The sequence below is a fragment of the Streptomyces sp. CB02414 genome, assembly GCF_001905385.1.
Lineage (GTDB): Bacteria > Actinomycetota > Actinomycetes > Streptomycetales > Streptomycetaceae > Streptomyces.
In genome coordinates this window covers 421,993-448,332 of sequence record NZ_LIPF01000003.1, presented here as the reverse complement: position 1 = coordinate 448,332, position 26,340 = coordinate 421,993, and the positions used below count along the sequence as shown (strand labels likewise).

The 26,340-nt window shown below is 72.6% G+C and carries 28 protein-coding genes; 8 read left to right on the top strand and 20 right to left on the bottom strand.

The features are described 5' to 3' along the window. Positions 1 to 261 precede the first annotated feature (261 nt). On the top strand, positions 262 to 897 hold the full coding sequence (locus AMK11_RS13085; RefSeq protein WP_073726477.1) for an ankyrin repeat domain-containing protein: 636 nt from the start codon (positions 262 to 264) through the stop codon (positions 895 to 897). Here AMK11_RS13085 and AMK11_RS13080 read toward each other — a convergent pair. From AMK11_RS13080 to AMK11_RS13070, 3 genes are all read right to left on the bottom strand, one after another. Next, a complete protein-coding gene (locus AMK11_RS13080) occupies positions 890 to 1,549 on the bottom strand; it encodes a DUF5063 domain-containing protein (protein ID WP_073726475.1) in 660 nt (219 codons plus the stop codon). The genes AMK11_RS13085 and AMK11_RS13080 overlap by 8 nt on opposite strands. Continuing rightward, complete coding sequence (gene recR / locus AMK11_RS13075; protein WP_073726473.1) at positions 1,542 to 2,141, bottom strand: recombination mediator RecR; 600 nt, start codon at positions 2,139 to 2,141, stop codon at positions 1,542 to 1,544. The genes AMK11_RS13080 and recR overlap by 8 nt, the downstream gene beginning before the upstream one ends. Before the next feature lie 87 nt (positions 2,142 to 2,228). Then, positions 2,229 to 2,570 (bottom strand): YbaB/EbfC family nucleoid-associated protein, encoded by a 342-nt coding sequence (locus AMK11_RS13070; protein ID WP_073726471.1) that lies wholly within the window; start codon positions 2,568 to 2,570, stop codon positions 2,229 to 2,231. 247 nt (positions 2,571 to 2,817) lie between these two features. Here AMK11_RS13070 and AMK11_RS13065 point away from each other — a divergent pair, with 247 nt between their 5' ends. Then, positions 2,818 to 3,576, top strand: a complete 759-nt coding sequence (locus AMK11_RS13065; protein ID WP_073726469.1) for an SLATT domain-containing protein — start codon at positions 2,818 to 2,820, stop codon at positions 3,574 to 3,576. 113 nt (positions 3,577 to 3,689) lie between these two features. Here AMK11_RS13065 and AMK11_RS13060 read toward each other — a convergent pair whose 3' ends face one another. Beyond that, on the bottom strand, positions 3,690 to 5,417 hold the full coding sequence (locus tag AMK11_RS13060; protein ID WP_073726467.1) for a serine/threonine-protein kinase: 1,728 nt from the start codon (positions 5,415 to 5,417) through the stop codon (positions 3,690 to 3,692). Between the two features lie 228 nt (positions 5,418 to 5,645). Here AMK11_RS13060 and AMK11_RS13055 point away from each other — a divergent pair, with 228 nt between their 5' ends. From AMK11_RS13055 to AMK11_RS13045, 3 genes are all read left to right on the top strand, one after another. Continuing rightward, positions 5,646 to 7,001 carry an aspartate aminotransferase family protein gene (locus tag AMK11_RS13055; RefSeq protein WP_073726465.1) on the top strand — a complete coding sequence of 452 codons (1,356 nt, stop codon included), beginning with the start codon at positions 5,646 to 5,648 and terminating at the stop codon, positions 6,999 to 7,001. Positions 7,002 to 7,128: 127 nt separating this feature from the next. Continuing rightward, positions 7,129 to 7,830 carry a GntR family transcriptional regulator gene (locus AMK11_RS13050; protein ID WP_073726463.1) on the top strand — a complete coding sequence of 234 codons (702 nt, stop codon included), beginning with the start codon at positions 7,129 to 7,131 and terminating at the stop codon, positions 7,828 to 7,830. A 139-nt stretch (positions 7,831 to 7,969) separates the two neighbouring features. After that, positions 7,970 to 8,620 (top strand): hypothetical protein, encoded by a 651-nt coding sequence (locus tag AMK11_RS13045; protein WP_073726461.1) that lies wholly within the window; start codon positions 7,970 to 7,972, stop codon positions 8,618 to 8,620. Positions 8,621 to 8,635: 15 nt separating this feature from the next. Here AMK11_RS13045 and AMK11_RS13040 read toward each other — a convergent pair whose 3' ends face one another. From AMK11_RS13040 to AMK11_RS13020, 5 genes are all read right to left on the bottom strand, one after another. Beyond that, positions 8,636 to 8,926, bottom strand: coding sequence for a hypothetical protein (locus AMK11_RS13040; RefSeq protein WP_073726459.1), 291 nt, complete (start codon positions 8,924 to 8,926; stop codon positions 8,636 to 8,638). Positions 8,927 to 8,964: 38 nt separating this feature from the next. Beyond that, complete coding sequence (locus tag AMK11_RS13035; protein ID WP_198941361.1) at positions 8,965 to 9,816, bottom strand: sigma-70 family RNA polymerase sigma factor; 852 nt, start codon at positions 9,814 to 9,816, stop codon at positions 8,965 to 8,967. A gap of 85 nt (positions 9,817 to 9,901) precedes the next feature. Further along, positions 9,902 to 10,120: a hypothetical protein gene (locus AMK11_RS13030; protein ID WP_073726455.1), complete on the bottom strand. Its 219-nt coding sequence runs from the start codon at positions 10,118 to 10,120 to the stop codon at positions 9,902 to 9,904. Positions 10,121 to 10,190: 70 nt separating this feature from the next. After that, a complete protein-coding gene (locus tag AMK11_RS13025; RefSeq protein ID WP_073726828.1) occupies positions 10,191 to 10,682 on the bottom strand; it encodes a DUF3515 family protein in 492 nt (163 codons plus the stop codon). Between the two features lie 141 nt (positions 10,683 to 10,823). Continuing rightward, positions 10,824 to 12,107 (bottom strand): adenylosuccinate synthase, encoded by a 1,284-nt coding sequence (locus AMK11_RS13020; RefSeq protein ID WP_073726453.1) that lies wholly within the window; start codon positions 12,105 to 12,107, stop codon positions 10,824 to 10,826. A gap of 185 nt (positions 12,108 to 12,292) precedes the next feature. On the opposite strand from AMK11_RS13020, the gene AMK11_RS13015 reads away from it, so the two are divergent. After that, positions 12,293 to 13,219: a diacylglycerol kinase gene (locus tag AMK11_RS13015; protein WP_073726451.1), complete on the top strand. Its 927-nt coding sequence runs from the start codon at positions 12,293 to 12,295 to the stop codon at positions 13,217 to 13,219. Between the two features lie 9 nt (positions 13,220 to 13,228). Here AMK11_RS13015 and AMK11_RS13010 read toward each other — a convergent pair whose 3' ends face one another. Beyond that, positions 13,229 to 13,819 carry a Uma2 family endonuclease gene (locus AMK11_RS13010; protein WP_073726449.1) on the bottom strand — a complete coding sequence of 197 codons (591 nt, stop codon included), beginning with the start codon at positions 13,817 to 13,819 and terminating at the stop codon, positions 13,229 to 13,231. A gap of 52 nt (positions 13,820 to 13,871) precedes the next feature. After that, complete coding sequence (locus AMK11_RS13005; protein WP_198941346.1) at positions 13,872 to 14,378, bottom strand: GbsR/MarR family transcriptional regulator; 507 nt, start codon at positions 14,376 to 14,378, stop codon at positions 13,872 to 13,874. A 73-nt stretch (positions 14,379 to 14,451) separates the two neighbouring features. Here AMK11_RS13005 and AMK11_RS13000 point away from each other — a divergent pair, with 73 nt between their 5' ends. Next, positions 14,452 to 15,369 (top strand): ABC transporter ATP-binding protein, encoded by a 918-nt coding sequence (locus AMK11_RS13000; RefSeq protein WP_073726447.1) that lies wholly within the window; start codon positions 14,452 to 14,454, stop codon positions 15,367 to 15,369. After that, positions 15,366 to 17,039 carry an ABC transporter permease gene (locus AMK11_RS12995; protein WP_073726445.1) on the top strand — a complete coding sequence of 558 codons (1,674 nt, stop codon included), beginning with the start codon at positions 15,366 to 15,368 and terminating at the stop codon, positions 17,037 to 17,039. Before AMK11_RS13000 ends, AMK11_RS12995 begins: the two co-directional genes overlap by 4 nt. A 25-nt stretch (positions 17,040 to 17,064) precedes the next feature. On the opposite strand, the gene AMK11_RS12990 is transcribed toward AMK11_RS12995, so the two are convergent. The 9 genes from AMK11_RS12990 to AMK11_RS12950 form a co-directional block, all read right to left on the bottom strand. Further along, positions 17,065 to 18,294, bottom strand: a complete 1,230-nt coding sequence (locus tag AMK11_RS12990) for a cytochrome P450 (protein WP_073726443.1) — start codon at positions 18,292 to 18,294, stop codon at positions 17,065 to 17,067. A 74-nt stretch (positions 18,295 to 18,368) separates the two neighbouring features. Then, a complete protein-coding gene (locus tag AMK11_RS12985; protein ID WP_073726441.1) occupies positions 18,369 to 19,043 on the bottom strand; it encodes a response regulator in 675 nt (224 codons plus the stop codon). Further along, positions 19,040 to 20,467 carry a sensor histidine kinase gene (locus tag AMK11_RS12980; protein WP_073726439.1) on the bottom strand — a complete coding sequence of 476 codons (1,428 nt, stop codon included), beginning with the start codon at positions 20,465 to 20,467 and terminating at the stop codon, positions 19,040 to 19,042. The genes AMK11_RS12985 and AMK11_RS12980 overlap by 4 nt, the downstream gene beginning before the upstream one ends. A gap of 14 nt (positions 20,468 to 20,481) precedes the next feature. Next, positions 20,482 to 21,171, bottom strand: a complete 690-nt coding sequence (locus tag AMK11_RS12975) for a response regulator (RefSeq protein ID WP_073726437.1) — start codon at positions 21,169 to 21,171, stop codon at positions 20,482 to 20,484. Then, positions 21,168 to 22,562 carry a sensor histidine kinase gene (locus tag AMK11_RS12970; RefSeq protein WP_073726435.1) on the bottom strand — a complete coding sequence of 465 codons (1,395 nt, stop codon included), beginning with the start codon at positions 22,560 to 22,562 and terminating at the stop codon, positions 21,168 to 21,170. The genes AMK11_RS12975 and AMK11_RS12970 overlap by 4 nt, the downstream gene beginning before the upstream one ends. Continuing rightward, a complete protein-coding gene (locus AMK11_RS12965; protein WP_073726434.1) occupies positions 22,555 to 23,760 on the bottom strand; it encodes an acyltransferase family protein in 1,206 nt (401 codons plus the stop codon). Before AMK11_RS12965 ends, AMK11_RS12970 begins: the two co-directional genes overlap by 8 nt. Continuing rightward, positions 23,753 to 24,742, bottom strand: coding sequence for an alpha/beta hydrolase (locus tag AMK11_RS12960; protein WP_073726432.1), 990 nt, complete (start codon positions 24,740 to 24,742; stop codon positions 23,753 to 23,755). Before AMK11_RS12960 ends, AMK11_RS12965 begins: the two co-directional genes overlap by 8 nt. A 175-nt stretch (positions 24,743 to 24,917) precedes the next feature. Continuing rightward, complete coding sequence (locus AMK11_RS12955) at positions 24,918 to 25,826, bottom strand: alpha/beta hydrolase (RefSeq protein ID WP_073726430.1); 909 nt, start codon at positions 25,824 to 25,826, stop codon at positions 24,918 to 24,920. 152 nt (positions 25,827 to 25,978) lie between these two features. After that, positions 25,979 to 26,320 (bottom strand): hypothetical protein, encoded by a 342-nt coding sequence (locus AMK11_RS12950; protein WP_073726428.1) that lies wholly within the window; start codon positions 26,318 to 26,320, stop codon positions 25,979 to 25,981. Between the last annotated feature and the right edge of the window lie 20 nt (positions 26,321 to 26,340).

Below are 26,340 nucleotides of genomic sequence, written 5' to 3'. Positions count from 1 at the left end.
ACCGCCGGGGCCGACTCATTTGCCGGTCATATGCCGCGAACCTAGGGCGGCTTGACGCAGCGACGCAAGCCGATCACGGAACGTCACCCTTACGAGGTACGGCGCGTCAACTCACGTACAGACTTGGTTGGTTGGGTGTTTCAACCAGACCACAAAACCAAGGGAAAAGCTCGGATCCCGGGGCTCAAGCTCCGGGCTGAACTGCGGCGATGAAGGCCGACCACGCAGAGGCGGAGACGCCGGGCACCGCATGATCGCCGTATGACGAAACCAGCGAACAGACTGCCCGCGCCGCGTTCCAACCAGTTGCCGCAGGCGGCGCGGGACGGGGACGCGGAGGCGGTGACCCGGCTGCTGGGCGCCGGTGTCCCCGTGGGTGCCCTCGACGACGACGCGCGGCCCGCGCTGGACCTGGCCGCCCAGGAGAATCACGCCGACGTCGTACGGATCCTGCTCGCGGCCGGGGCGGACACGGCGGCGCACGCCGGGCCCTACCACGACCTCACCCCGCTCACGTGCGCGGCGATGTACGGGAGCACGGACGCCGTCGCGGCGTTCCTCGACGCCGGGGTGTCCATGGGAGCGCAGGACAGGATTCCGTACACCCCGCTGGTGCTGGCGGCGGGCGGGAACCATACCGAGACCGTCGCCCTGCTCCTGGACCGTGGGGCGGACCCCGAAGACCGGGCCATGAAGAACCGGACGGCTCTCGAGTGGGCCGCGTGCCACGGGCAGCTCGAGGTGGTGCTCCTGCTGCTGGACCGGGGCGCCGAGGCGACGGACCAGGCCCGCGACTGCGCGGTACGGCACGCGGACCGGAACGAGGAGAAGCGGCCCCGCTACGAACGGATCGCGCGGGCGCTGCTCGCCCCCGGCGCCGGGACGGCCGCTACTTGACCGGCCGCAGCCCCAGCGGTCCCGCGATCTCCTCCACCATGACCCGGCCGGCCTCCGTCTCCAGGGTGTCGTCGCCGAGGCCCTGGTCGGTGTCGAGGCCGTCCAGCTCCTCCAGGGGCTGGTTGAGGCGGACGTGGGCGACGACGGACTGGAGGGCGCGCAGGGTGGCGGAGGCGGTGGAGCCCCAGTTGGAGAAGTAGGAGAACTGCCACCACCACAGGGCTTCCGTGGTGCGGCCCGCCTTGTAGTGGGCCATGCCGTGGCGGAGGTCGGTGATGACGTCGGTGAGGTCGTCGGAGATACGGGCCGGGACGGGCGCCTTGCGCGGCTCGTAGGGGTCGAAAACCTCGGAGTAGACGTCGATGGGGTCGAGGAGGCGGGCGAGGTTCTCGCGGAGTTCGTCCACGTCGAGTTCCGGACCCGGGTCGGGCTCGTAGCGCTCGTCGGGGACGATGTCCTCGTGGGCGCCCAGGCGGCCGCCGGCCAGCATGAGCTGGGAGACCTCCAGGAGGAGGAAGGGGACGGCGGAGTCCGGCTCGTCACCCTTCGCCACCTCGGTGACGGCGACCAGGAAGCTCTCGATCTGGTCGGCGATCTGGACCGCGAAGTCGTCCGGGTTCTGGTTCGTCGCGTGCAGCGTGGCGTCAGACATCTAGGAGTCGTCTCCCCTCGAAGGCGCGGCCGAGGGTCACCTCGTCCGCGTATTCCAGGTCGCCGCCCACCGGGAGGCCGCTGGCCAGGCGGGTGACCTTGAGGCCCATGGGCTTGATCATGCGGGCGAGGTACGTGGCCGTGGCCTCGCCCTCCAGATTCGGGTCCGTGGCCAGGATGAGTTCCGTGACCGTGCCGTCCGCGAGGCGGGCGAGCAGTTCACGGATACGGAGGTCGTCGGGGCCGACTCCGTCGATCGGGCTGATCGCGCCACCGAGCACGTGGTAGCGCCCGCGGAACTCACGGGTGCGCTCGATGGCGACGACGTCCTTCGGCTCCTCCACGACGCAGATGACCGCGGGGTCGCGCCGGGTGTCGCGGCAGATGTTGCACTGCTCCTCCTGCGCGACGTTTCCGCAGGTCGCGCAGAAGCGGACCTTGGCCTTCACTTCCATGAGGGCCTGGGCGAGCCGCCGTACGTCGGTCGGTTCCGCCTGGAGGACGTGGAAGGCGATCCGCTGCGCGCTCTTGGGACCGACGCCGGGCAGCCGCCCGAGTTCGTCGATGAGGTCCTGGACCACGCCTTCGTACAACGGACTGCCGTCCTTCCTGAGGTTCCTGCACTACGTACGGTAGATGGCTTCGGCCGGTCTGAGAAAGGCGAACCGGGAAAGGCGGGCTCAGAAGGGCAGGCCGGGGATGCCGCCGCCGCCCAGCCCCTGGGCGAGCGGGCCGAGCTTCTGCTGCTGGAGGTTCTGCGCGTTCTCGTTGGCCGCCTGGACGGCCGCCACGACCAGGTCGGCGAGGGTCTCGGTGTCCTCCGGGTCCACCGCCTTCGGGTCGATCACGAGGCCGCGCAGCTCGCCGGAACCGGTGACGGTGGCCTTCACCAGGCCGCCGCCGGACTGGCCGTCGACCTCCGTCTGCGCCAGTTCCTCCTGGGCCTTCGCCAGGTCCTGCTGCATCTTCTGGGCCTGCTGGAGCAGCTGCTGCATGTTGGGCTGGCCACCACCGGGGATCACGTTCAGCTCCTGTCGCCGCTGTCGTCGCGGGGTCACCGCGGGTTTTGCCGTTCGGCACGAGCCTACGTGGTCCGTGCGGCCCTCGCCCCAGCACTCTTTCGAGTGATACCTCGGGAGCCCTATACCTGATCAACGACCTCTTCCGGGCGGAAAACCCTCGGAACCCGGACCCTCGCCACCCATTGGGCGGTAGGAAGGTTCCCGGCGCATGTGGTCGTCACGGACGGTGAGCAGTAGGGAGTGCCGGGTGGGTCAGCCGGAGATGCAGCCCGAGAGGCCGCCGCACGACGGACGGGGTGGTGAGGGGGTGGCCGGGCTCCGGCCGGGCGACCTGGCCGGGCGGGCGTTTCCGCACGGGGACTGGTCGCTGCCGGCGGAACGGCTGGACGAGCTGTACCGGTGGGTGGAGCGGGGCGCGCTGGACACGGCGGCGTGGTATCTCGCGGACCGTGTGCGGAAGCGGCGGGGCGCGGTGGCGCTCCGGTGCGGGGCCGCGGCGGGGGCGCTGGCCGGGGCGGTGCTGCCGCTGCTGGACATGTCGGGGGTCGTGGGCGGGGCCGCGCCCTGGGGGTATCTGGCGCTGCTGTGCGCGGTGGCCTGCGTGGCCGGGGACCGGTACTTCGGGGTGACGTCCGGGTGGATGCGGGACGTGGCCACGGCGCAGGCGGTGCAGCGGCGGCTTCAGGTGCTCCAGTTCGACTGGGCGTCGGAGAGCGTGCGGGAGGTGCTGGGTCCGGCGGACGGGACGGCGAGCGAGGCGGCCGAGCGGTGCCTGGGGGTGCTGCGGCGGTTCTCCGAGGACGTCACGGAGCTGGTGCGGGCGGAGACGGCGGACTGGATGGTGGACTTCCGGAGTGGGGTCGCGCCGTTGGGGTTGCAGTGGGGGGCGGTCGGTGGGGGCGGGGGGCGGTCCGAGGCGGGGGGTGCCGGGCCGGGGCGGTTCTCCGTGGCGCCGAACGGGGCTCGGCCGAACATGCCGAGGCAGCGGCCGCCGGAGCCTCGGTGAGAGTGAGCCTGCGGTGAGCGTTTGAGCGGCGGTGACTGGTCCGGGGTTCGCCGGTGACCGGCGTGGGTGTGGGCCGGGGGTGGGTGTCGCGGGTGGGCGCAGCTCGGGCGGGATTACTGGCGGGTGTACGTCAGGCTCTCACCGTTGCCGTTGTTCACCCGCCGCAGGCTGCCGTCCGGGAGCAAGGTGACCGTGGTGGACTCGCCCGGGGCGCAGGAGGTGGCGGGGCCCACCGTGACCGTCGAGGGGCCGATGCGCAGGGGGCCGTCGGAGTCCGGGGCGGTGGACAGGTCGGCCTCGAAGACGCAGTGGTAGGTGGTGCCGCCCGCCGGGCCGTCGGCGACGAGGGACAGGACCGTGTCGCCGACCTCGCCCTGCTGGATGGTCAGCCGCCGGGTGTGGACGCCGGAGGCGTTGTCGATGGTCGTGGTCCACGTGCCCAGGTACGCCGTCGGGATCATGCCGTCCCGGGGCGCCGGGGTGGTGGGCCGGTCAGCTTCCGTCGTCGGGGACGAGCCGTCCGGGGTCGGGTCCTGTCCCTGGGACACGGAGGCCGTCGCGGTGGTCGTGGAGTCGCCGCCGGCCCGTTCGCCGCCGTCCTCCTTGCCGCTCATCAGCGCGTACACCGAGCCTCCGGCGCCCAGCGCCACCACCAGGGCGACCACGACCAGGAGCGCGGTGGAACGGCCTCTCCCGGACCGCTCGTGCGGCGGGCCGTACGGCGGCGGCCCGTAGGGCGGTGTGCCGTACGGCGGCGGCGCGCCGTAGACCGGGGCGTGGACGTGGGCGTGAGGGGCGACCGGCGGTGGTGCCGGGGGATTCTGGCCCGCGACGAGGGTGGGGAGGTGGTTCAGCGGGGCGCCGGAGCCCGGTTCGCGCGGCGGCGGCGGGCCCGACGGTTCCGGGGCCGCCGCCGGTGACTCCGGGTTCTCCGTGTCCAGCAGCCGTACGGCGTGCCGGCCGAGCTGGGCGACCAGCGCGCCGGGCAGCCACGGGTCGCGGGAGCGGCCGTCGGCGACCGTGTCCTGGGCGCCGGTGCGGGCCAGTACGTCGGCGAGGCCCGGGCGGGCGGCGGGGTCCTTCTTCAGGCAGTCGCGCACGAGGTCGGCGATGCCCTCGGGCACCCGGTCGAGGTCGGGCTCCTCCTGCGCGATGCGGAACATCAGCGCGTGCACACCGCTGTTGGCGGTGCCGAAGGGGAGTTGGCCGGTGGCGGCGTAGGCGATGACGGAGCCGAGGCAGAAGACGTCGCAGGCGGGCGTGATGCGGTCGCCGCGCACCTGCTCGGGCGCCATGAAGCCGGGCGAGCCGACCAGCGCGCCGGTCCGGGTGAGACCGCCGTCGGTCACCGTCTGCAGGGCCCGCGCGATGCCGAAGTCGATGACCCGGGGGCCGTCGATGGTGACGAGCACGTTGGACGGCTTCAGGTCGCGGTGGATGATCCCGGCGGCGTGGATGTCCTGGAGGGCGTGGGCGAGCCCGGCGGCCAGGGTGCGCACCGAGCGTTCCGGCAGGGCACCGTGGTCGTGCCCCACGACCTGCTGGAGGCTGGGCCCCGCGACGTACCCGGTGGCCACCCAGGGCACGGCCGCCTCGGTGTCGGCGTCCAGTACGGGCGCGGTCCAGTGGCCGCCGACCCGCCGCGCGGACTCGACCTCCTTGCGGAAGCGCTCCCGGAACTCCTCCTGCGCGGCCAGTTCCTCGCGCACCAGCTTCACGGCGACCGTGCGTCCACGGTCCGAGCGGGCCAGATAGACGTGGCCCATGCCTCCCGCGCCGAGCCTCCCCAGCAGCCGGTAGTCCCCGATGTGCCGCGGGTCCCCGTCCCCGAGCTTCTGCATGTTTCGCGCCGCCTTCCCCCGCACGTGAACCGCCACGTGAGCAACAGACCGAGGATAGTGCGGGGCGGACGCAGGGGGAGCGGGTCCATCTCTACGGTTCCGTAACGGGCCCGCCGTGCGGTACCGGAACGGTACCGGCACCGCGTCGACAACCTGTCGCGGAAAGCCGCCGTCCACAGACAGGACGCCGATTCCGTTTCCGCATCGCGGACATCTACCCTCGGCCGCATGACCCCTCAGCCCGATCCCCAGGCCGGCGCCGCCGTGAAGGCGGCGGACCGCTCGCACGTCTTCCACTCCTGGTCCGCGCAGGAGCTCATCGACCCGCTCGCCGTCGCCGGCGCCGAGGGGTCGTACTTCTGGGACTACGAAGGGAAGCGCTACCTCGACCTCGCCAGCGGTCTCGTCTACACCAACATCGGCTACCAGCACCCCAAGGTCGTCGCCGCGATCCAGGAGCAGGCGGCGCGGATGACGACCTTCGCGCCCGCGTTCGCCGTCGAGGCGCGCTCCGAGGCGGCGCGGCTGATCGCCGAGCGGACGCCCGGCGACCTGGACAAGATCTTCTTCACCAACGGCGGCGCGGACGCCGTCGAGCACGCCGTGCGCATGGCGCGGCTGCACACCGGCCGGCCGAAGGTGCTGTCGGCGTACCGCTCGTACCACGGCGGCACCCAGCAGGCGATCAACCTCACCGGCGACCCGCGCCGCTGGGCCTCGGACAGCGGCACCGCCGGTGCCGTGCACTTCTGGGCGCCCTTCCTGTACCGCTCGCGCTTCTACGCCGAGACCGAGGAGCAGGAGTGCGCGCGGGCGCTGGAGCATCTGGAGACGACGATCGCCTTCGAGGGACCGGGGACGATCGCCGCGATCATCCTGGAGACGATCCCGGGCACGGCGGGGATCATGATGCCGCCGGCCGGTTACCTGGCCGGGGTGCGGGAGATCTGCGACAAGTACGGGATCGTCTTCGTGCTGGACGAGGTGATGGCCGGGTTCGGGCGGACCGGTACGTGGTTCGCCGCCGGCCTGTACGACGTCGTGCCCGACCTGATGACCTTCGCCAAGGGCGTGAACTCGGGCTACGTCCCGCTGGGCGGCGTCGCGATCTGTGCCGAGATCGCCGCGACGTTCGCCGAGCGGCCCTACCCGGGCGGTCTGACGTACTCCGGTCACCCGCTGGCCTGCGCCGCCGCCGTCGCCACCATCAACGTGATGGAGGAGGAGGGCATCGTGGAGCACGCGGCGCGGCTCGGTGCCGAGGTCGTCGAGCCCGCGCTGCGGGAGCTGGCCGAGCGGCACCCGAGCGTCGGCGACGTGCGCGGCACCGGCATGTTCTGGGCGCTGGAGCTGGTGAAGAACCGGGAGACCCGGGAGCCGCTGGTGCCCTACAACGCGACCGGGCAGGCGGCCACCCCGATGTCCGCCTTCGCCGCCTCGGCCAAGGCGCACGGCGTGTGGCCGTTCGTGAACATGAACCGGACCCACGTCGTCCCGCCGTGCAACGTCTCCGAGGCCGAGCTGAAGGAGGGCCTGGCGGCCCTGGACACGGCACTGTCCGTGGCGGACGAGTACACCGAGTAAGGGCCTGCCCGCTTACGGGCAGGAAAGCGACCCGAGCGCGTAAGGTGGCGTGCTCGTACACCGTAGACACGTGTACGAGCACGCCACAGGTGTGTGTACGCGCACGCGACGAGGAGACCGCCCGACCATGCCCGGCCCCAGCCGCACCGGTGCCGTCACGCGCAGCACCCTGCGGCAGCAGATCGCCGACGCGCTCCGCGACGAGGTGCTGTCCGGGCGGCTCCAGCCGGGGCAGGAGTTCACCGTCAAGGAGATCGCCGAGCAGTACGGCGTGTCCGCGACGCCCGTGCGCGAGGCGCTGGTGGACCTGTCCGCGCAGGGGCTGCTCGACGCCGACCACCACCGCGGGTTCCGGGTGCACGAGTACTCGGTCGACGACTTCCGGGGGATGGTCGAGGCCCGCAGTCTCGTCATCGGCGGGATGTTCCTCGCCCTGGAGGGCGCCCGGCGGGGCGGGCCGGAACCGGACGACCCGCGGGTCGCCGCCGCCCTCGCCGGGGTCCGCCGGCGGGGCGAGGAGGCCCAGCGCGCCGCCGCGGCGGGGGACCTGACCGTCCTCATCGGCTACGACCTGCGCTACTGGCGCGAGTTGGCCGTGCTGTTCGGCAACCCCTACCTCTCCGACTTCCTGCACCGGCTGCGCGTGCAGAGCTGGGTGTGCACGGTGCAGCACCTGCGCCGGCTCAGCGACCTGCGCGGCACCCTGTGGTCGGGGCACACCGAACTGGTCGACGCCCTCGCCCGCCGCGACGCACCGGCCGCCCGTGCGCTGATCGACGCGTACAACGCCCACTCGCTCGCCCTGATCGAGCGCCTCGCCCGGCGATGACCGCGGTGACCGCAACGACCAACGCCCGATGTGTCGTGGGCGGGCCCCAGATGGGTATGTGACCTGCACGCACCACACGACCGCGCACCACGTACCGACTACGCTGCCCTGACCACCGTGCTGTGTGAGGAGCCCTCTTTTGGCCTGTGACCTGTGGCTGGTACCGCTCGTCGACATCTTGTGCCACACCCCGGACAACCCCTTCGCCGAGGAACTCGCGCAGTACGACAAGGTGCTGGCCGAGGCCGGGCTGCCGCCGGTGCCGGTGTACCAGTACATGCCGGGGCTGTCCGGCGAGGTCGCGCCGGTGGCCGGTTTCGACTACGACGCCCTGCACTTCCTGCGCCGGGCGTACCTGCTCCAGGTGTGCGGACTGCCGGTGACGCCGGTGGACGAACTCGGCGGCGACTACGAGCAGTTGCTGGAGATGTTCGAGGCGACGGCCCAGCAGTCGCATCTGGTCTGGCACTACGACCACGCGGGCGCCTACGTCCCCGTCGACTTCCCGCACCCGCTCTCCAGCGACGAACTCCTGGCGGGTGGCGGCCCCCTGGGCTCCTCGCACACCCTGCTGCGGGAGCTGGAGGCCGTCGCCCCGGCCCTCGGCATCGACCCGGCCAACCCCCCGGCACCGCCCGCGCCGCCGCCCGGCCCGACGGAGCTGGAGGAGCCGGCCGTTCCCGCGCCGTACGAGGCCGGCCCCTTCGCCCGGGAACGGCACGTGTGGCTGGGGCTGCACGCGGCGGCCACCCGGAGCCTGGCGCAGGGGTCGATGATCGTGTTCAGCTGACCTGCCGACGGGCGGTCAGCGGAGCTGGGAGAGCCCCTTCGCCAGGTCGTCGCCGTTCATGATCGGGCAGACGTCGACCTCGGCGTTCAGCTCCATGAGGAACGGTTCTCCGATCGGCGGCAGCTGCGAGCTGTCCTGCATGTCGAAGACCATCAGGGCGGTCCGCCGTCCGTCGACGGTGCCGAAGTAGGCGGCCTCCGGCTTGATGTGGTCGACGGTCTCCTTGATCAGGTCCGCCATCCTGCCGCTGCGGATCACCTCGTTCGACTTCTCGGTGTCCAGCGTCGCCTTGAGCAGCACGCGCATCGCACTCACCTTCTTCTGCCGACGCGGCGTGTACAGCCTCAGCCTATGCCTGAAATGAGCAGTTTGTTCAGCTGGTTCGGCTCCGCGATCACATCGATGCCGGCGATGCGGTCGTCGTCCGCGAAGGTGAAGCGGAGCACCACGCGCAGCCTGCCGTGCTCGGCCATCGCCAGGCCGACCCGGCCGTCCACCAGGACCACGCCGGTGAACCGCGCCCGCGCCATCGAGGCCATCGCACCCCGCGCGACCGGCTCGACGCCGGTGACCGCGAAGGGCTCGGGCGTCGGGACGACCGCCGCGTCGGCGCGCAGGACGACGTCCGGGTGGAGCAGGGCGACCAGCGCGTCGAAGTCGCCGCCCCGGGTGGCCGCCAGGTACGCGTCGACGGCGCGGCGCCGACGGGGCGGGTCGGCGTCGGGCACGGGGACGCCCCGGACCCGGCGGCGGGCGCGGCTGGCCAGCTGACGGGTGGCGGCGGGGGTCTTGTCCAGCATCGCGGCGATGTCGTCGAAGGGGACGTCGAACATGTCGTGCAGGACGAACGCGAGCCGTTCGGCGGGCCCTAGGGTGTCCAGCACGATCAGCAGCGCGATGCCGACCTCGTCGGCGAGCTGGGCCTCCTCGGCGGGGTCGGTGGCGCTCGTTCCCGTCCGTGGCCCCTCCTCCAGTGGCTCCTCACGGCGGGTGTCGCGGGCGCGCAGCATGTTGAGGCAGACGCGGGCGACGACGGTGGTGAGCCAGCCGGAGAGGTTCTCCACCTGCGAGGTGTCCGCGCGGTCGGCGCGCAGCCACGCGTCCTGGAGGGCGTCGTCGGCCTCGCCGAGGGAGCCGAGGATGCGGTACGCGACGGCGCGCAGCCGGGGGCGGTCACGCTCGAAGTGGAGCGCCATCACATCGGGTCGTCCGGGCACCGTACGGCTTCCCTCCGCGTCCTCGGGGTCTGTCCCCAAGTGAATCACCGGGACCCCGGCGCCCTCAGCGGATCAGACGGATCTCCGGCGGCCACAGCACCCCGTCCGCCAGCAGCAGCGACGGCCCCAGGTGTACGGGGCACACCCGCAGCGGCGTCCTGAGGTGCCGGGCGACCTCGAAGCGGGCCGGGTCGCCGCAGCCGTCCGGGACGCCCGGGTCGCCCTCGCCACCGTACGGGCCCCGGCAGGAAGCGGCGCGGTCACGGCGGTCACGGTCGGTCATGCCGACGATCCGACACCACGCACCGGGCCGGCGCCCGGGGAAGTGGGCCGAACGGTCGCGGCGCGGCCGGCTACGGGGCGATCTCGGCGTCCTGGAGGCCGACGCACTTGCGCTCCTGCGAGATCCACTTCACGGCGGGGTCCAGCGCGGCGAGGACGCCGCCCACCTCCTCGCGCGGCCCGGTGTAGGTGAGCTCGACGGCCGGGGAGCGGCCGTAGGTCCGCAGCACGCTCACGCCGTCGCTCTTGAGCCGCTTCTCGTCCAGCACCCAGTCGACGCCGTCGGCCGTGACGCAGAGGTTGATGTTGGGCGGCAGCTCCTCGGCGCCGCAGCGGAACACCGCCTTCTGGCCGCCCCAGGAGGCGACGCCGTCGCCGAGAGCCCAGTCGCGCGAGGCGCCGGGTATGTCGTCGGGGAGGCGGTCGACCACCTTGCCGCACTTGGCGTCGTCCGCGTGCGGAGCGGCGGAGACGCGGTGGCTGTCGACGTAGAGGAGCCCGCCGGTGACGGCGACGACCGCGACGGCCAGCCAGATCCACGTCCGGGTGCTGGGCTTCCCCATCCGGGTGGTGGGCTTCCGCATGTTCCGATCCGCTCCGCGCTGTGTGGCCGCCGCTGACACCGGCCAGCGTATCCGGCGCCCGTACGCCGGTGGCCGGGGCCCCGAACGGGTCCCCGGCCACCGGCCTGTCTCCTCGGTCCCCTACAGGAACGAGTTGATCTCGATCGTCTCGTCGCGGCCGGGGCCGACGCCGATCGCGGAGATCGGGGCGCCGGACATCTCCTCCAGCGCCTTGACGTACGCCTGGGCGTTCTTCGGCAGCTCGGAGAAGGACTTCGCCTTGCTGATGTCCTCGCTCCAGCCCGGCAGCATCTCGTAGACCGGCTTCGCGTGGTGGAAGTCGGACTGCGAGTACGGCAGCTCCTCGACGCGCTTGCCGTCGATCTCGTAGGCCACGCAGACCGGGATCTGCTCCCAGCCGGTGAGCACGTCGAGCTTGGTGAGGAAGAAGTCGGTGAGGCCGTTGACGCGGGTGGCGTAGCGGGCGATCACCGCGTCGAACCAGCCGCAGCGCCGGTCGCGGCCGGTGGTGACGCCGCGCTCGCCGCCGATGCGGCGCAGGGCCTCGCCGTCCTCGTCGAACAGCTCGGTCGGGAACGGGCCGGCGCCGACGCGGGTCGTGTACGCCTTGAGGATGCCGATGACCCGGCTGATCTTCGTCGGTCCCACGCCGGCGCCGGTGCAGGCGCCGCCCGCGGTCGGGTTCGACGAGGTGACGAAGGGGTACGTGCCGTGGTCGATGTCGAGGAGGGTGCCCTGACCGCCCTCGAACAGGACGACCTTGTCGTCCTCCAGCGCCTGGTTGAGGACCAGGACGGTGTCGGCGACGTACGGCGCGAGCTTGTCCGCGTAGCCCAGCAGCTCCTCGACGACCTGGCCGGTGGCGATGGCGCGGCGGTTGTAGAGCTTGGTGAGCATCTGGTTCTTGACGTCCAGCGCCGCTTCGACCTTCTGGGTGAGGATCGACTCGTCGTAGAGGTCCTGGACGCGGATGCCGACGCGGTTGATCTTGTCGGCGTACGTCGGGCCGATGCCGCGCCCGGTGGTGCCGATCTTGCGCTTGCCGAGGAAGCGTTCCGTCACCTTGTCGACGGTCACGTTGTACGGCGTGATGATGTGCGCGTTTCCGCTGATCAGGAGCTTGGACGTGTCGACGCCTCGCTCGTTCAGCCCGCTCAGCTCGGAGAACAGGACCGACGGGTCGACGACGACGCCGTTACCGATGACCGGCGTGCAGCCGGGGGAGAGAATCCCGGAAGGGAGCAGGTGGAGGGCGTACTTCTGATCGCCCACGACTACCGTGTGGCCGGCGTTGTTGCCGCCCTGGTAGCGCACCACATAGTCGACGGAGCCACCGAGCAGGTCCGTCGCCTTTCCCTTGCCTTCGTCACCCCACTGAGCACCGAGCAGCACAAGTGCGGGCACGCGCGTACACCCCTTCCGGGCGGGGCATGTCCATGGTCGAGGGCGTACGCGGTGGATTTCCGCCACGTACACCGCGACCGTCGTTGGCCGCCAACCGTCGGACCGGATGCCCCGGAATAGACGAAGCCCCTGGCGCAATAGCGCAAGGGGCTCTTGCACAAAGATGCTACCCGAGGAAGCGAGGCATGGCCGAGGTGGCGACTTCCGCGAGCTCTTCCGCGAACTCTTCCGCGAGGTCCGATCAGCTTCTGGTGGTCGTCGATGCGGTCGCCCGGCGGGCGGACGGGGAGTCCGTCCGGATCGCGAAAGACGTGCTCAGCGCGGGTGCGTCGAGCACGAAGGTGTGTCTGCCGGACGGTCCGGAGGAGTTCGCGCGGGCCCTGCGGCGGCGGGGCTCGCGACGGCCGGTGGTGGTCGGCGACGACCGGGCCCTGCTGCGTGCCGTGGCCCTGCTGCACCGGCACCGGGAGCTGGCGGCGTGCGGACTGTCCGTGGTGCCGGTGGGGCCGGTGCTGGGCCTGACCCGGTCGCTGGGGCTGCCGTCGGGCGCGGTGGCGGCGGCGCGGGCGGTGCTGGACGGGGCGGAACGGCGCCTGGACCTGCTCGTCGACGACAGTGACGGGGTGGTGCTGGGGGCGGTGGGGATTGGGCCGGTCGCCGGGGACCAGGACGAGGGGGCGTTCACGGACCCGGACGACGACGCCGGGCCGGGCGGGTCGCGCCCGGCGTCCGCGCCGGCGCGGCCCTGGCTGCGGACCTGCCAGTCCCTCGTCCGGACGCTGGCGTCCTCGCGGCCGGTGCGGGCGGCGGCTCCGGGGGCGGCCGGTCCCTCCCGGCTGCGGGTGGAGGTCGACGGGGTGACGCTGGTGGACCTGGACCAGCCGGTCGAGGGGGTCTTGGTGGTGCCGGGTACCGGCGGGGTGGCCGAGGTGGAGGTGCGGCCGCCGGCGTGGGGCGCGCAGGCGTCGCCGCTGACGGCGCGGGGGCGGACGGTGACCGTGTCGGGGGCGCACTTCCGGTACCGGGCCGACGCGGTGGTGTCGGGGCCGGTGCGGACGCGGACGTGGGTGGTGCGGGAGGGAGCCTGGGGGCTGACGCTGCCCGCGGGGTAGGGGCGCGGGTCAGGGGGCCTGGAAACCGGCGGTGTCCAGCAGGCAGTCGAGCGGAGCGGGGATGGGGAGCTTCTCGCCGAACGGCCGGGTGATGCGCGACTCGTACCCCTTGGCGGACGGCGTCCACAGGACGGTGGCCTGCTCTTCCTGCATGTCGAGGAGCAGGTAGACGGGGACGCCGGCCCGTCCGTACATCTCGACCTTGTCGGTCAGGTCGTCGTCGCGGGTGGACGAGGAGGTCAATTCGGCGACGAAGGCGAGGGCTTCCCCGTCCATGTGGGTGCTGGTGCTTCGGCTGACGCTTCGACGCGACACGTGGATGTCGGGTCCGTAAGCGCGCTCCACCCCCGGAAAGACGTACAGGAAGGGACCGAAGCTGATCCGGTGTTCCTCGGGGAGATACGGCCGAAGCTGCTCACAGACCAGCTCCATGACATCGAGGTAGTACGCCTTGGACCACGGCGACACGATGATGTTCCCCCTGATGATCTCGGCCTTGTAGCCGTCGGGCACGTCCAACTCGTCGAGGGTGTCCAGCAGATCCTCGAAGCTGTTGACCTCGGTCCGGTTTGTCGTCGGTCGCTCTGCCATGACTGTCATGATGCGCCCTCCCCGTGACACGAACCAGCGGCAACTCAGCGTAGCGGACCGATCACGCCCGCCCGAACCGTTCCTCCCGGTGCACCCGCCAGCGCTCCATCATCTCGGCGAGCTCCGCGTCGATGAACTCGAAGAAGGCCAGCGTCTCGGCCATGCGGCGGCCCGCCGGGGTGTCCGCGCCGAGGCTGGTCACGCCGTCGCGCAGGGCGCCCTCCCAGCGCTTGAGGATCGCCTCGCGGTTGGTCAGCGCCTCGTACCACTGATCGCTGTGCACCCGGTACCGCTCCCGGCGGGAGCCCGGCTCCCGCTCACGCGAGACCATGTGCTGCTGGGCGAGGTAGCGCACGGCTCCGGAGACCGCGGCGGGGCTGACCTGGAGGCAGGCGCCGAGTTCGGCCGAGGTCAGCGCGCCCGCGTCGGAGGACAGCAGCGCGGCGAAGACCCGGGCGGGCATGCGCTGCATCCCGGCCTCGACGAGCTGGGCGGCGAAGCCCTCCACGAACTGCGACACCGCCTCCGGATCGCGCTCCCGTTCCGTCGGCTCCGTGGCTTCCCTCATGCTTCGATCATCCCTCACATCCTGACGCTTTCTTAACTTCACAAATTTGTGAAAGTAGCGTACTTTCCGAAGCATGACGAAGGCAATCAGCGTCTCCGGACTCCACAAGTCGTTCGGCCGGACACGCGCGCTGGACGGTCTCGACCTGGCCGTCGAGGCCGGTGAGGTCCACGGCTTCCTCGGCCCCAACGGCGCCGGCAAGTCCACCACCATCCGCGTCCTGCTCGGCCTGCTGCGGGCCGACGCCGGCGCCGCCCAGGTCCTCGGCATGGACCCGTGGGCACAGGCGGTCGAACTGCACCGCCGCCTCGCCTACGTCCCCGGCGACGTCGAGCTGTGGCCCAACCTGACCGGCGGCGAGGCCATCGACCTGCTGGCGCGGCTGCGGGGCGGGCTGGACCGGCGGCGCCGGGACGAGCTCGTCGAGCGGTTCGGGCTGGACCCGACCAAGAAGGGCCGGGCCTACTCCAAGGGCAACCGGCAGAAGGTCGCCATCGTCGCCGCGCTCGCCTCCGACGCCGAACTGCTGCTCCTCGACGAGCCGACCGCCGGCCTGGACCCGCTCATGGAGGTCGTCTTCCAGGACGTCATCACCGAGGCCAAGGCCGCGGGCAAGACCGTCCTGCTCTCCAGCCACATCCTGGCCCAGGTGGAGAAGCTCGCCGACCGGGTCAGCATCATCCGGCTCGGGCGGATCGTGCAGTCCGGCACCCTCGGAGAACTGCGGCACCTGACCCGCACCACCATCGAGGCGGAGACCGAGCGCCCCGCGTCCGGCCTGGAAGCGCTGCCCGGCGTCCACGACCTGCGGACCGACGACGGCCGCGTCCGCTTCGCCGTCGACGGCGGCGAGGTCGAGGGCGCGGTCCGCAAGCTCACCGAGTTCGGCATCCGCAGCCTGGTCAGCCACCCACCGACCCTGGAGGAGCTCATGCTCCGCCACTACGACGACGCCCTGCCGCCGAACGACGTCCGTGGAGCCATGCGATGAGCGGCTCCACGACCGCCACCACCACCGCCGAGTCCCCGGCGCGCTCCGGACCCGCCGCGGGCGGCTCGGGGGCCCTGGCCGGCACCGGCACGCTCGTCCGCTTCGCCCTGCGCCGCGACCGCGTCCGCCTCCCCGTGTGGATTCTGGCCCTGCTGCTGGGCACCCTGTCGACCGCGAACAGCTACGCCGAGCTGTACGGCACACCCGAGGACCGGGCGAACGCCGTCGAGACCATGGGCAGCCCGGCCGGTCTCGCCATGTCGGGCCCGCGCCACTACCTCGACGCCTACACCTCCGGCGCCATGCTCGGCCACCAGATGCTCGGCTTCATGGCCGTCCTCGTCGGCCTGATGAGCGTCCTGACCGTCACCCGGCACACCCGCGCCGAGGAGGAGACCGGCCGGGCCGAACTGCTGCGCTCCACGGTCGTCGGCCGGCACGCCCACCTCGCCGCCGCTCTCTGGGTCGCGGCCCTCGCCAACCTCGTCCTCGCCGCGCTGCTGGCGCTCGGCCTGGCCGGTCTCGGCATCGAGGGCATCGACGCGGGCGGGTCGCTGCTGTACGGCGCCTGCCACGCCGCCGCCGGTCTCGTCTTCGCCGCCGTCGCCGCGGTCACCGTCCAGCTCACCGCGCACGCGCGCGGCGCCACCGGCATGGCCCTCGCGGTCATCGGCGCCGCCTACGTGCTGCGCGCCGCCGGTGACAGCGGCGAGAGCGGCGCCCTGTCCTGGCTCTCCCCGATCGGCTGGGTGCAGCGCACCTACGTCTACGTCGACGACGACTGGTGGCCGCTGCTGCTCTGCCTCGCCCTGGCGGCGGCGTGCGCGGTGACGGGGTTCGTGCTCTCCACCCGGCGGGACGTGGGCGCGGGCATCCGGCCGGAGAAACTGGGCAGCCCGGTCGCCTCCGCCGCACTCGGCACCCCGCTCGGCTTCGCGCTGCGCCTGCACCGCGGCATGCTCGCCGGCTTCGGCGCGGGCCTGTTCCTGATGGGCGCGATGTACGGGTCGATCCTCGGTCAGGCCGAGGACATGCTGAAGGACATCGACCAGCTCCAGGAGGCCCTGGAGCGCATCGGCGGCTCCGGCATGGCGGAGGCCTTCGCGTCGATGGTGATGGTGGTCGTCGCCGTGGTCGCCGCGGTGTACGCCGTGATGGCCGCGCTGCGGACCCGCGCCGAGGAGAGCGCGGGACGCGCCGAGCCGCTGCTCGCCACCGGACTGTCACGCGGCCGCTGGGCCGGCAGCCACCTGGCCGTGGCGGCGGTCGGCGGCACGCTCGTGCTGCTCCTGGCCGGGCTCGGCTTCGGCATCGCGGGCGCCGCTTCAGCCGGCGACGGTGTCCTGGTGCCGAGGCTGGTCGGTGCCGCCCTCGCCTACGCGCCCGCCCTGTGGGTCACGGTCGGGGTGGCGGCGGTGCTGTTCGGCTGGTTCCCGAAGGCGAGCGCGGCGGCCTGGGTCGTGCCGGTGTACGCCTTCGTCGTCGGCTACCTCGGCCAGATCCTCCAGTTCCCCGTCTGGATGAACAACCTCTCCCCCTTCGGCCACGTCCCCCGGCTCCCCGCCGCGGACATGAACTGGACGCCACTGCTGGTGCTGACACTCGTCGCGGCCGGTCTGGCGTGGCTGGGACTGGCGGGTTTCCGGCGCCGGGACCTGGAGACGAAGTAGGCGGGGCGAGGGCCCGCCGCCGGGTTCACACCTCGACGGGCAGCCCCTTCAGGCCCCGGATGACGAAGTTCGGTTTGCGCTCCGGCTCGGCGGCGAGCCGGAGCGCCGGCGCGTGCTCCAGCAGGGCGGTCATGGAGGCGGCCAGCTCGATACGGGCCAGCGGCGCGCCGATGCAGTAGTGGATGCCGGCGCTGAAGGAGATGTGCGGGTTGTCCCGGCGGGCGAGGTCGAGGCGGTCCGGGGCGGTGAAGACCGCCGGGTCGTGGTTGGCGGAGCCGAAGAGCATCGCCACCTCCGCGCCCCTCGGGATCGTCGTCCCGTCGATCTCGATCTCGTCCAGCACCCAGCGTTCGAAGAGCTGGAGCGGGGTGTCGTAGCGCATCAGCTCCTCCACGGCGGTCGGGACCAGGGAGTGGTCCGCGCGGAGGGCGGCGAGCTGGGCCGGGTTGCGGAACAGCGCCCACCAGCCGTTGACCGTGGCGTTCACCGTCGCCTCGTGACCGGCGTTCAGGAGCAGGGCGCAGGTGGAGACCATCTCCTGCTCGGTGAGGCGGTCGTCGTCCTCGTCATGGGCGGCGATCAGACCGGAGACCAGGTCGTCGCCGGGCTTCTCGCGGCGGGCCGCGATCAGTGTGCGCAGGTACTCGGAGAACTCGAGCGACGCGCGCACCGCCCTGGCCGCCGTCTCCTCGGACGGGTTCAGCTCGTACATTCCGCAGATGTCCGCCGACCAGGGGCGCAACGGGGCGCGGTCCGGCTCCGGGATGCCCAGCATCTCGGCGATCACGGCGACCGGGAGCGGTTCGGCGACGTCGGTCAGCAGGTCGCCGCCGCCGGCCTCGACGAGACGGCCGACCAGTTCGTCGGCGAGGGAGCGGACGTACGGCTTCAGCCGCTCCACCGTGCGGGGCGTGAACGCCTTCGACACCAGACGCCGGATGCGGGTGTGGTCCGGCGGCTCCAGGTCGAGCATTCCGTGGTCGTTCAGGGTGTGGAAGGGCTCGTGCTCCGGGGACGGCGGGGTGCGGCCGAAGTCCTCGTGCGTGTACCGGTGTGTGTAGGTCCGGCCGAGGCGGCGGTCGCGCAGGAGCGCCGAGACGTCCGCGTGGTGCGGGACCAGCCACTGGTCGGTCGGCTCGTAGTAGTGCACGCGGCCCCGATCCCGCAGCTCGGCGTAGCCGGGGTACGGGTCGGCGACGAAATCCGGGTCCCACGGGTCGAAGCTGTCGAAGCTGTCGCGGTCGAAGGCGGCCATGGACGGACGCTAGCCGGTGGCACCCAGGCTGAACAGGGGGCTGGGTGACGGCCCGACCACCCGGCCCCTCCCCCTCAGCCCGGCGTCACCAGCCGCGCCTCGTACGCGAACACCGCCGCCTGCGTACGGTCGCGCAGGCCCAGCTTCACCAGGATCCGGCTGACGTGCGTCTTGATCGTCGACTCGGCGACCACCAGGCGCTCGGCGATCTCCCCGTTCGACAGGCCCTGCGCGATCAGCACCAGCACCTCCGTCTCCCGCTCGGTCAGGTCGCCGTAGGCCGCCTGCGCCTGGGGCATCAGGCGCGGGCCGTCGGACAGCTTCGAGAACTCGGTGATCAGGCGCTTGGTGATCGAGGGGGCGAGCAGGGCCTCACCGGCGGCCACCACCCGGACCCCGTCGGCCAGCTGACGGGCCGAGGCGTCCTTGAGGAGGAAGCCGGAGGCGCCCGCGCGCAGCGCCTGGTACACGTACTCGTCGAGGTCGAAGGTGGTCAGGACGAGCACCTTCGCCGCCCCGTCGGCGGCGACGATCTCGCGCGTCGCCTCGATGCCGTTCAGCTCCGGCATGCGGATGTCCATCAGGACGACGTCGGGGGCGAGCTCGCGCACCTTGGCGACCGCCTCCCGCCCGTTGACCGCCTCGCCGACGACCTCGATGTCCGGCATCGCGTTGAGCAGGACCGAGAAACCCTCGCGGACCATCATCTGGTCGTCGGCGATCAGTACGCGGATCGTGCTGCCGGTCATGCGTCACCTTCGTTCGGCGCGGTGACCGGCAGGAACACCGCCACCTCGTAGCCCCCGTCGTCGGTGAGGCCGGCCGTCATCTCGCCGTTCAGCATGGTCACCCGCTCCCGCATGCCGGTGATGCCGTGCCCGGCACCCGGTGAGGGCTTCACCAGGGACGGTTCGGGCATCGGCCCGTTGACGATTCTCAGGCCGAGACCGCCCAGCACATAGGAGACCTCCACGCGGGCGGTAGCACCGGGCGCGTGCCGCAGGCTGTTGCTCAGCGCCTCCTGCACGATCCGGTACGCCGACAGCTCCACGCCCGGCGGCAGCTCGCGCACCGCGCCGGTCACCGCCTTGTCCACGCTCAGGCCCGCGTCGCGGACGTTGGCGAGCAGGGCGTCGAGGTCGGCGAGCGTGGGCTGCGGGGCGTCCGGGGCCTCGTAGTCCTCGGCGCGGACGACGCCCAGGACGCGGCGCAGCTCGGTGAGGGCGGCGACCGCGTTCTCCCGGATGGTGGCGAAGGCCCGCTCCAGCTCCGGCGGTGGATTCTCCACCCGGTACGGCGCGGCCTCGGCCTGGATGGCCACGACCGACATGTGGTGGGCGACCACGTCGTGCAGCTCGCGCGCGATGTTGGTGCGCTCCTCCAGCAGGGTGCGCCGGGACCGCTCGTGCGCGGTGACCGTCTGCTGGGCGGTCACCTGCTGTCGGGCGGTCTGCCGGACGTGCCAGAGACAGACCACGAGCAGGGCGAACGCGGACGTCACCATCATGGGCCCGCTGTTCGTGTAGTAGTACGACCCGCCGAAGGCGACGTCCGAGAGGAAGCCGTACACGCAGGTCAGGGCCCACATCCAGACAGCGGTGCGGGGGCGGGTGCGCAGCGCCACGACGATCAGCACCGCGAGGTGGCAGACGAACGCGCCGGGCATCCACGGCCAGTCCAGACCGTCGCCGTTGATGAGCGCGACCAGCGGGGTCACCGCCAGGGACAGCCAGAAGGCGCCGATGGGCCGGACCAGCGTGGCGAGCACCGGGAGGGCGCACAGGATTCCGGACAGCAGGGCCGGTGCGTCACCGCCGGGCAGACCGCCCGACACCGAGCCGACGGCCAGGGCGAGCAGCGCGGTCGCACCCACCACCGCGTGCGGGAGGTGCTGCGCGGGCTGCCGCAGCCGGCCGGGCAGCATGCGGACGAACGGGCCGTCCGTGCGCCGGGGCGGCAGCGGCCGGTAGGCGAAGGGATCGTGGAACAGGTCTTGGCGCAGTCCCCGCAGGGCATTCCGGAACAGCCGGTACTCCGGGCTGCGGGTCGTCCCGGCCCCGTGCTGCGGGTGAGTCGTCTCGGTCACGCTCACACCGTAGGCCGACCGGGTGAGGGCGGTCGTCACCAGTGAGAGGGGTCCTTCGGTATCCGTCTCAGGTACTACGCGGGCCACGACGCCTGCGCTCCTCAGTACCCAGAGGGGCGTACCAGGCCCGTCTCGTACGCGAAGACCGCCGCCTGGGTGCGGTCCCTGAGGCCGAGCTTCACCAGAATCCTGCCCACGTGGGTCTTCACCGTCTGCTCGGCGACCACCAGCCGCTGGGCGATCTCCGCGTTCGACAGCCCCTGGGCGATCAGGGCGAGCACCTCCGTCTCCCGCTCGGTGAGGTCGCCGACGCGTTCCTTCAGCGGGGCGCGCGGTCTGTCACGCATCCGGGAGAACTCGGTGATCAGCCGGCGCGTGACCCCCGGCGCGAGCAGCGCGTCCCCGGCCGCCACCACCCGGACCGCCTCGGCGAGCTGGTCGGCGGAGGCGTCCTTGAGCAGGAACCCGGAGGCGCCCGCGACCAGCGCCTCGTACACGTACTCGTCGAGGTCGAAGGTGGTCAGCACCAGCACCCTGATGTCCGGGTTCGCCCCGACGACGCGACGGGTGGCCTCGATGCCGCCCAGCTCCGGCATGCGGATGTCCATCAGGACCACGTCCGGGACGAGTTCGGCGACCTTGGACACGGCGTCCAGCCCGTCCACCGCCTGCCCGATCACCTCGATGTCGGCCTGGGTGTTGAGTAGCACGGTGAATCCCTGCCGGACCATCTGCTGGTCGTCGGCGATCACCACGCGGATCACGCCGGGGGTGCCGCTCCCACTCGTCATGCGCTGCCGTCCTCGGGGTAGTAGCTGATGTTCGGGTCGTCGGGGGGTGGCTGATCGGTGCCGTCGGCGGGCAGGAAGGCGGACACCTGGTAGCCGCCGTCCGGCAGTGAGTGCGCCGTCAGGGTGCCGCCGAGCATCGCGACCCGTTCCCGCATGCCGAGCAGTCCGTGGCCCGCGCCCTGCGAGGGCGGCGGCCTGCGCACCGGCGGCGAGTTGACGACCTCCACCCGCACGCCGGTCGGCAGGTGGGTGAGGTGGACCCAGGCGCGGGCGCCCGGCGCGTGCCGCAGCACGTTGCTCAGGGCCTCCTGCACGATCCGGTACGCCGACAGCTCCACTCCCGGCGGCAGCGGCCGCCGGGCGCCGCTGATCTCGACGGCCACGGTCAGCCCCGCCGCCCGGGTGTTCTCCACCAGGGCGTCGATCCGGTCGAGGGTGGGCTGCGGGGCGTGCGGGGCCGTGCCCGTACCGGGCTCGCCTGATGCGTCGGGTGCGTCGAGCGGTTCGCCCGTGTCGGGGTGCTCGGACCGCAGGACGCCCAGCACCCGGCGCAGCTCGGTGAGGGCCTCCAGCGCGTTCTCCCGGATGCCCGCGAGGTTCTCCTTCAGCTCGTCCGGAGGGTTCTCGACGAGGTGGGGGGCGACCTGGGCCTGGATGGAGATCACGGACATGTGGTGGGCGACCACGTCGTGCAGCTCGCGCGCGATGCGGCTGCGTTCCTCCAGCAGGGTGCGGCGGGCTCTCTCCTCGGCGGTGAGGGAGGTCTGCTGCACCAGCTCCGCGCGGGCCTCGCGGCGGCCTCTCAGGGCGATGCCGAGCACGACGACGACGGCGAACAGGACGACCGCGAGCTGGCCGGTGGGCTGGTAGTCACGCGCGCCGATCAGTCCTTGCAGGACGTAGGTGGCCAGCGCGCTCAGGGCCAGGACCTCCACCGCGACGCGCGTGCGCACCCGCAGGGCGAGCAGCAGCAGGACGAACATGTGCGCGATCAGCCCCGCGGAGGTCCACGGCCACATGAATTTGAAGGCCTCGCGCTGCATGAGCACGGCGGAGGCCGCGACCACCGTGGCCGCCAGCGACAGCCACCAGGCCGGGACCGGCCGCCACAGCGCGAGAACCATCGCGGTGGCCTGCCCGAGCGCGATCAGGAAGGCGAACTCCGGGCTCAGTTTGCTGTGGTCGTTGAGCTGGGCGGCATCACCGAGCAGCACCCCGACCGCCGCCAGACAGACGATCCCGTGGGGCAGCCACCGCAGCCACACCGACGGCGGCAGCGGGTCCGCCCGCCACGTCCACAGGTCGTCGTGCAGCACCTTCAGCAGGCGCTCGACCCGGCCCGCGCCCCGCGGCCCATTCCCCCGTCGTTTCACCTGGTCCACCCTAGACATGACGCGCCCCCGACACCCGTGCCCGTCCCGATGGACGGTGCGCGCGGACCACCCGGCCGCGGCGCCCGGGTCCGTGCTCGCAGGATCGGAAGGCGGCCCAGCAGCCCGCCAGGGCCAGCGTGAACACCGGGAGCCACATGAGCCGCGCGGCGACCCAGTCCAGCCCGTCGGGGAGTGTGTGGAGGCCGGGCAGGCGGCCGGCGAGGAGGCCGGTGGCCGTGGTCGCCATCAGCGCCGTCTGGTGCCAGAGGAAGATCGTCATCGCGGAGAGGTTGACCAGCGCGACCGCCGCCCACACCACGGGCCGCCGCATCGTGCGCCGCAGTCTCTCGCGCAGCAGCAGCGCCAGGCCGCACTGGGCCAGGCCGAAGGTGACGGCGGCCAGCGTCGGCGGATTCAGGTTCGACACCTCCGCGCCGGGGACGCCGACCATCGAGGCCGGGTAGCCCGCCCAGGCGACGAGCGCCGCGGTCGCCGCCGTACCGCCGGTGAGCAGCATCCAGCCCGCGCGGCGACGGTCCAGTTCGCCGCGGGTCCAGGCGGCGTCCAGGGTGTAGGGGACCAGCCAGCCGGCGGCGAGGTTGATCCAGCCGAGCCAGGCAGGGGCGCCGAGCCCGAAGCGGAGCAGGTCGACGTGGAGGACGACGACCAGCGGCCACAGCGGGTGCAGCCGGGTGAGGAGTGGGGTCGCCGCGGTCAGCGCGGCGAAGACCAGGAGGAACCACAGCGGGGACAGGGCCAGTTTCACCAGGGTGTGGACGGTCACGAACTCCGCGCCGGTCAGGAGCAGCAGTCCCGCGATCACCGTCCACAGGGTGAGGACGGCCGCGACCGGGCGGAACAGCCGGGTCAGCCGGGCGGACAGCCAGCGGCGGTAGGAAACGCCCCGGGTGCGGGCCGACTCGTACCCCCGGGTGGCGACGTGGCCGCCGACCAGGAAGAACACGGCGAGGGTCTGGAAGGCCCAGGAGACCGGGGCGAGCCAGGGCATCTCCGCCAGCGGGCTGGCCGCGCGCAGGCTCGCGCCGTCGGCGACCAGGGCCGTGACCAGCCAGTGCCCGAGGACCACACCGAGGATGGCGAAGGCGCGCAGGGCGTCCACGGCGCGGTCCCGATCCACGGGCGTGGCGGCGTCGACGCGCTCGGCGGTGTGCTCGGCGGTGCGGCGCAGAGTCCGCAGGACGCGCGGGTCAGTCATGAGTCACCTCCGTGGTCTCGCCCAGGGCGATCCGGGCCAGGTTCGTCAAGGAGAGGGAGCCGGGTTCGAAGTAGTCGCTGTGGCCGCCGTCGCCGGCCGCGAAGACCCGGGCGCCGAAGTCCGGGGAGACCGGGTCGGTGCCGAAGCCGACGGTGGTGCCGAAGAGGTCGGCGCTGAGGTGCGGGACGTGCTCCACCCAGTCGTCGGCGCCCCGCGCCGCCCAGACCCGTGCCCTGGTGTGCAGCCCGGCGGCCGAGTCGGCGCCGGTGCCGGGGCTGCCGAGCAGGGCGATGTCGGTCACGTCCAGGCCGTCCGCCGCCCGGGCGCAGACGACCGAGCCGTAGGAGTGGCAGAGGAGGGCGAGGGAGGTGCCCGGTCCGGTGATGTCACGCAGGTCGTCGACGAGGGCGCGCAGTTCCGGAGCGGCCCGTTCGGCGCGGTCGGTGGTGGCGACCGCGGTGCTGACGGTGCCCGGCGTCTCGTAGCCCAGCCAGGCCACGACGGTCGTCGCTGTGCCCTCGGGAGCTCTCGCGGCGAGCTGCCGGTGCAGGGCGAGGGCGGCGGCGCGGAACCTGCCGTAGGTGTCGAGGCTGGTGTCGGAGCCCGGCACGAGGACGGCGACGCGGTCGGCGTGGGCGAGGTCGCCGAAGACCTCTGTGGCCAGGCCGGCGCCCCGGCCGTCGAAGGCGAGCAGTTGCCGGGACGGGTCGGCCATCGCGCGGTCCGCCGCCGCGCGGTGACGGTCGCCGTGGGCGGCGGCCATCCGGGACGCCTCGGCGGCGTTGGCCCGGTTGGCGGCGTACGCCTCCTCCAGCGTGCCGGCCGTCGGGGCCGCGAGCTCGGCGGGCGGCGGGGCGGGGACCTCTGGCTGTGCGGCGCCGGAGAGCGGGAGGACCACGGCAGTGCAGATGAGCGCGGCGAGGACGGTACGGCGCCATCTGCTCGCGCGCCGCCGCCAACGTACCGTCGTCCCGGGCCCCATGGCCTCTCCCCTCCAGCTCGCCCGCCCATCGGGCTTGTCTGAAAGGGAAGTTATGGATCGAGCCGGGTAACCTGCGTCCCGCTCCGGAGCTCACCTGCCGCGTAGCTCTCAGGTACTACGGGTATGCCCCGGCCGCGAGCTCATAGCCCAGAGCCCCGATCCCCGGGTCCCGAACTCACCAGGCCAGCTGCGCGATCTCCTCCGCCACCACCGCGCACGCGTCCGCCGCCGGATCGATCAGCGGGAAGTGGCCGACGTCCTCCAGCAGCGTCACGCCCACCACCTCCCCCGCCTTCGCCGCCGCGTCGGCGTACGCCTCCGCGACCGCCTGCGGCACGTCCACGTCGGCGCGTCCCTGCACGAGGGTCGTCGCGATACCGGTGGGCAGCAGCAGGGAGGGGTCGGCAAAGGGCCGTCGCTCCTCGAAGAACCTCTCCCCGCCGAGGAGTTGAAGGGCAGCGCCCCCGCACACGTTCATCTTCCCGGCGACCCCGAAGTCGGCGATCGGCGCGAGGGCGACCACACCGCGCAGGGGCGCCGGACGGTCAAGCCGCCAGGGCGCGTCGGCGGGCAGCAGGTGCCGGGCCGCCGCCCACAGCGCGAGGTGGCCCCCGGCGGAGTGGCCGGTGAGCGCCATACGGCGCGGATCGGCCCCGGGGAGGTGCTGCCGTACCAGCGCGGGCAGCGCGTCGAGCGCGGCGGCCACGTCGTCGAAGGTGTCGGGCCAACGCCCGGCGACCGGACCGTCGCCCACGCCCCCGCCACCGGCTTCCCCCTCAGCACCGCGCCGGTACTCCACACTGGCCACGGCGAATCCCCTGTGGGCCAGGAAGTCCGCGAACGGGCTGACATGGCGGCGGTCGTACGGCGCCCGCCACGAGCCTCCGTGCAGCACCACGACAACGGGGGACGGGCCGCCCGCCCCTCCGGCGCCCCGCGGTGCGTAGAAGTCGATCACCTGGTCGGGCTGGTCGCCGTACGCCGCGGTGCTGTCCGGGTCGACCGCCGGACGGGACAGGGCCGATTTCTCCTCCGCGGCGGCCCGCCCGGCCGAGGTGCCCGGTTCTGCGGCGGCGTCCGGCATGCTGCAACCTCTCAGCGACGACACGGTGTTGGCGGACCGGGAGTGGGGATTCGGCCGTTGGCGGGACGGTATCAGGCCGGTGACGTGCGCGAACACGGGGATGTCACGCAGGGTGAGGGCAATGGGGAGGAGCAAACGGTTCAGCAGGCGCCCTACCCCATGAACTCGGGCCGCTCGTACGGCGTCCACCAGGCCGTCAGCCCCCACACCCCCAGCCCGAGCGCGGCCACCGCCACCAGCGCCGCGGCCCACGCCCGGCCGCCCAGCAGACGCAGACCCAGCAGCCACGCGACGGCCGGCACGAGCGCGCCGCCGAACGCGACGAGCGGCAGGTCGACGTACAGCACACTCAGATCGCGGTGCTGCTGCTCGAAGCCGCCGGTCACACTGACGCGTGCGTTGGGCGCCCAGGCGAACAGCGCCGTCAGCACGCCGACGACGCTCGCGGCCAGGCATCCGGCGCAGCCACGGGTCCGGTGATCCACATCGTCCATACCCGCGTGCACGCGCCGGA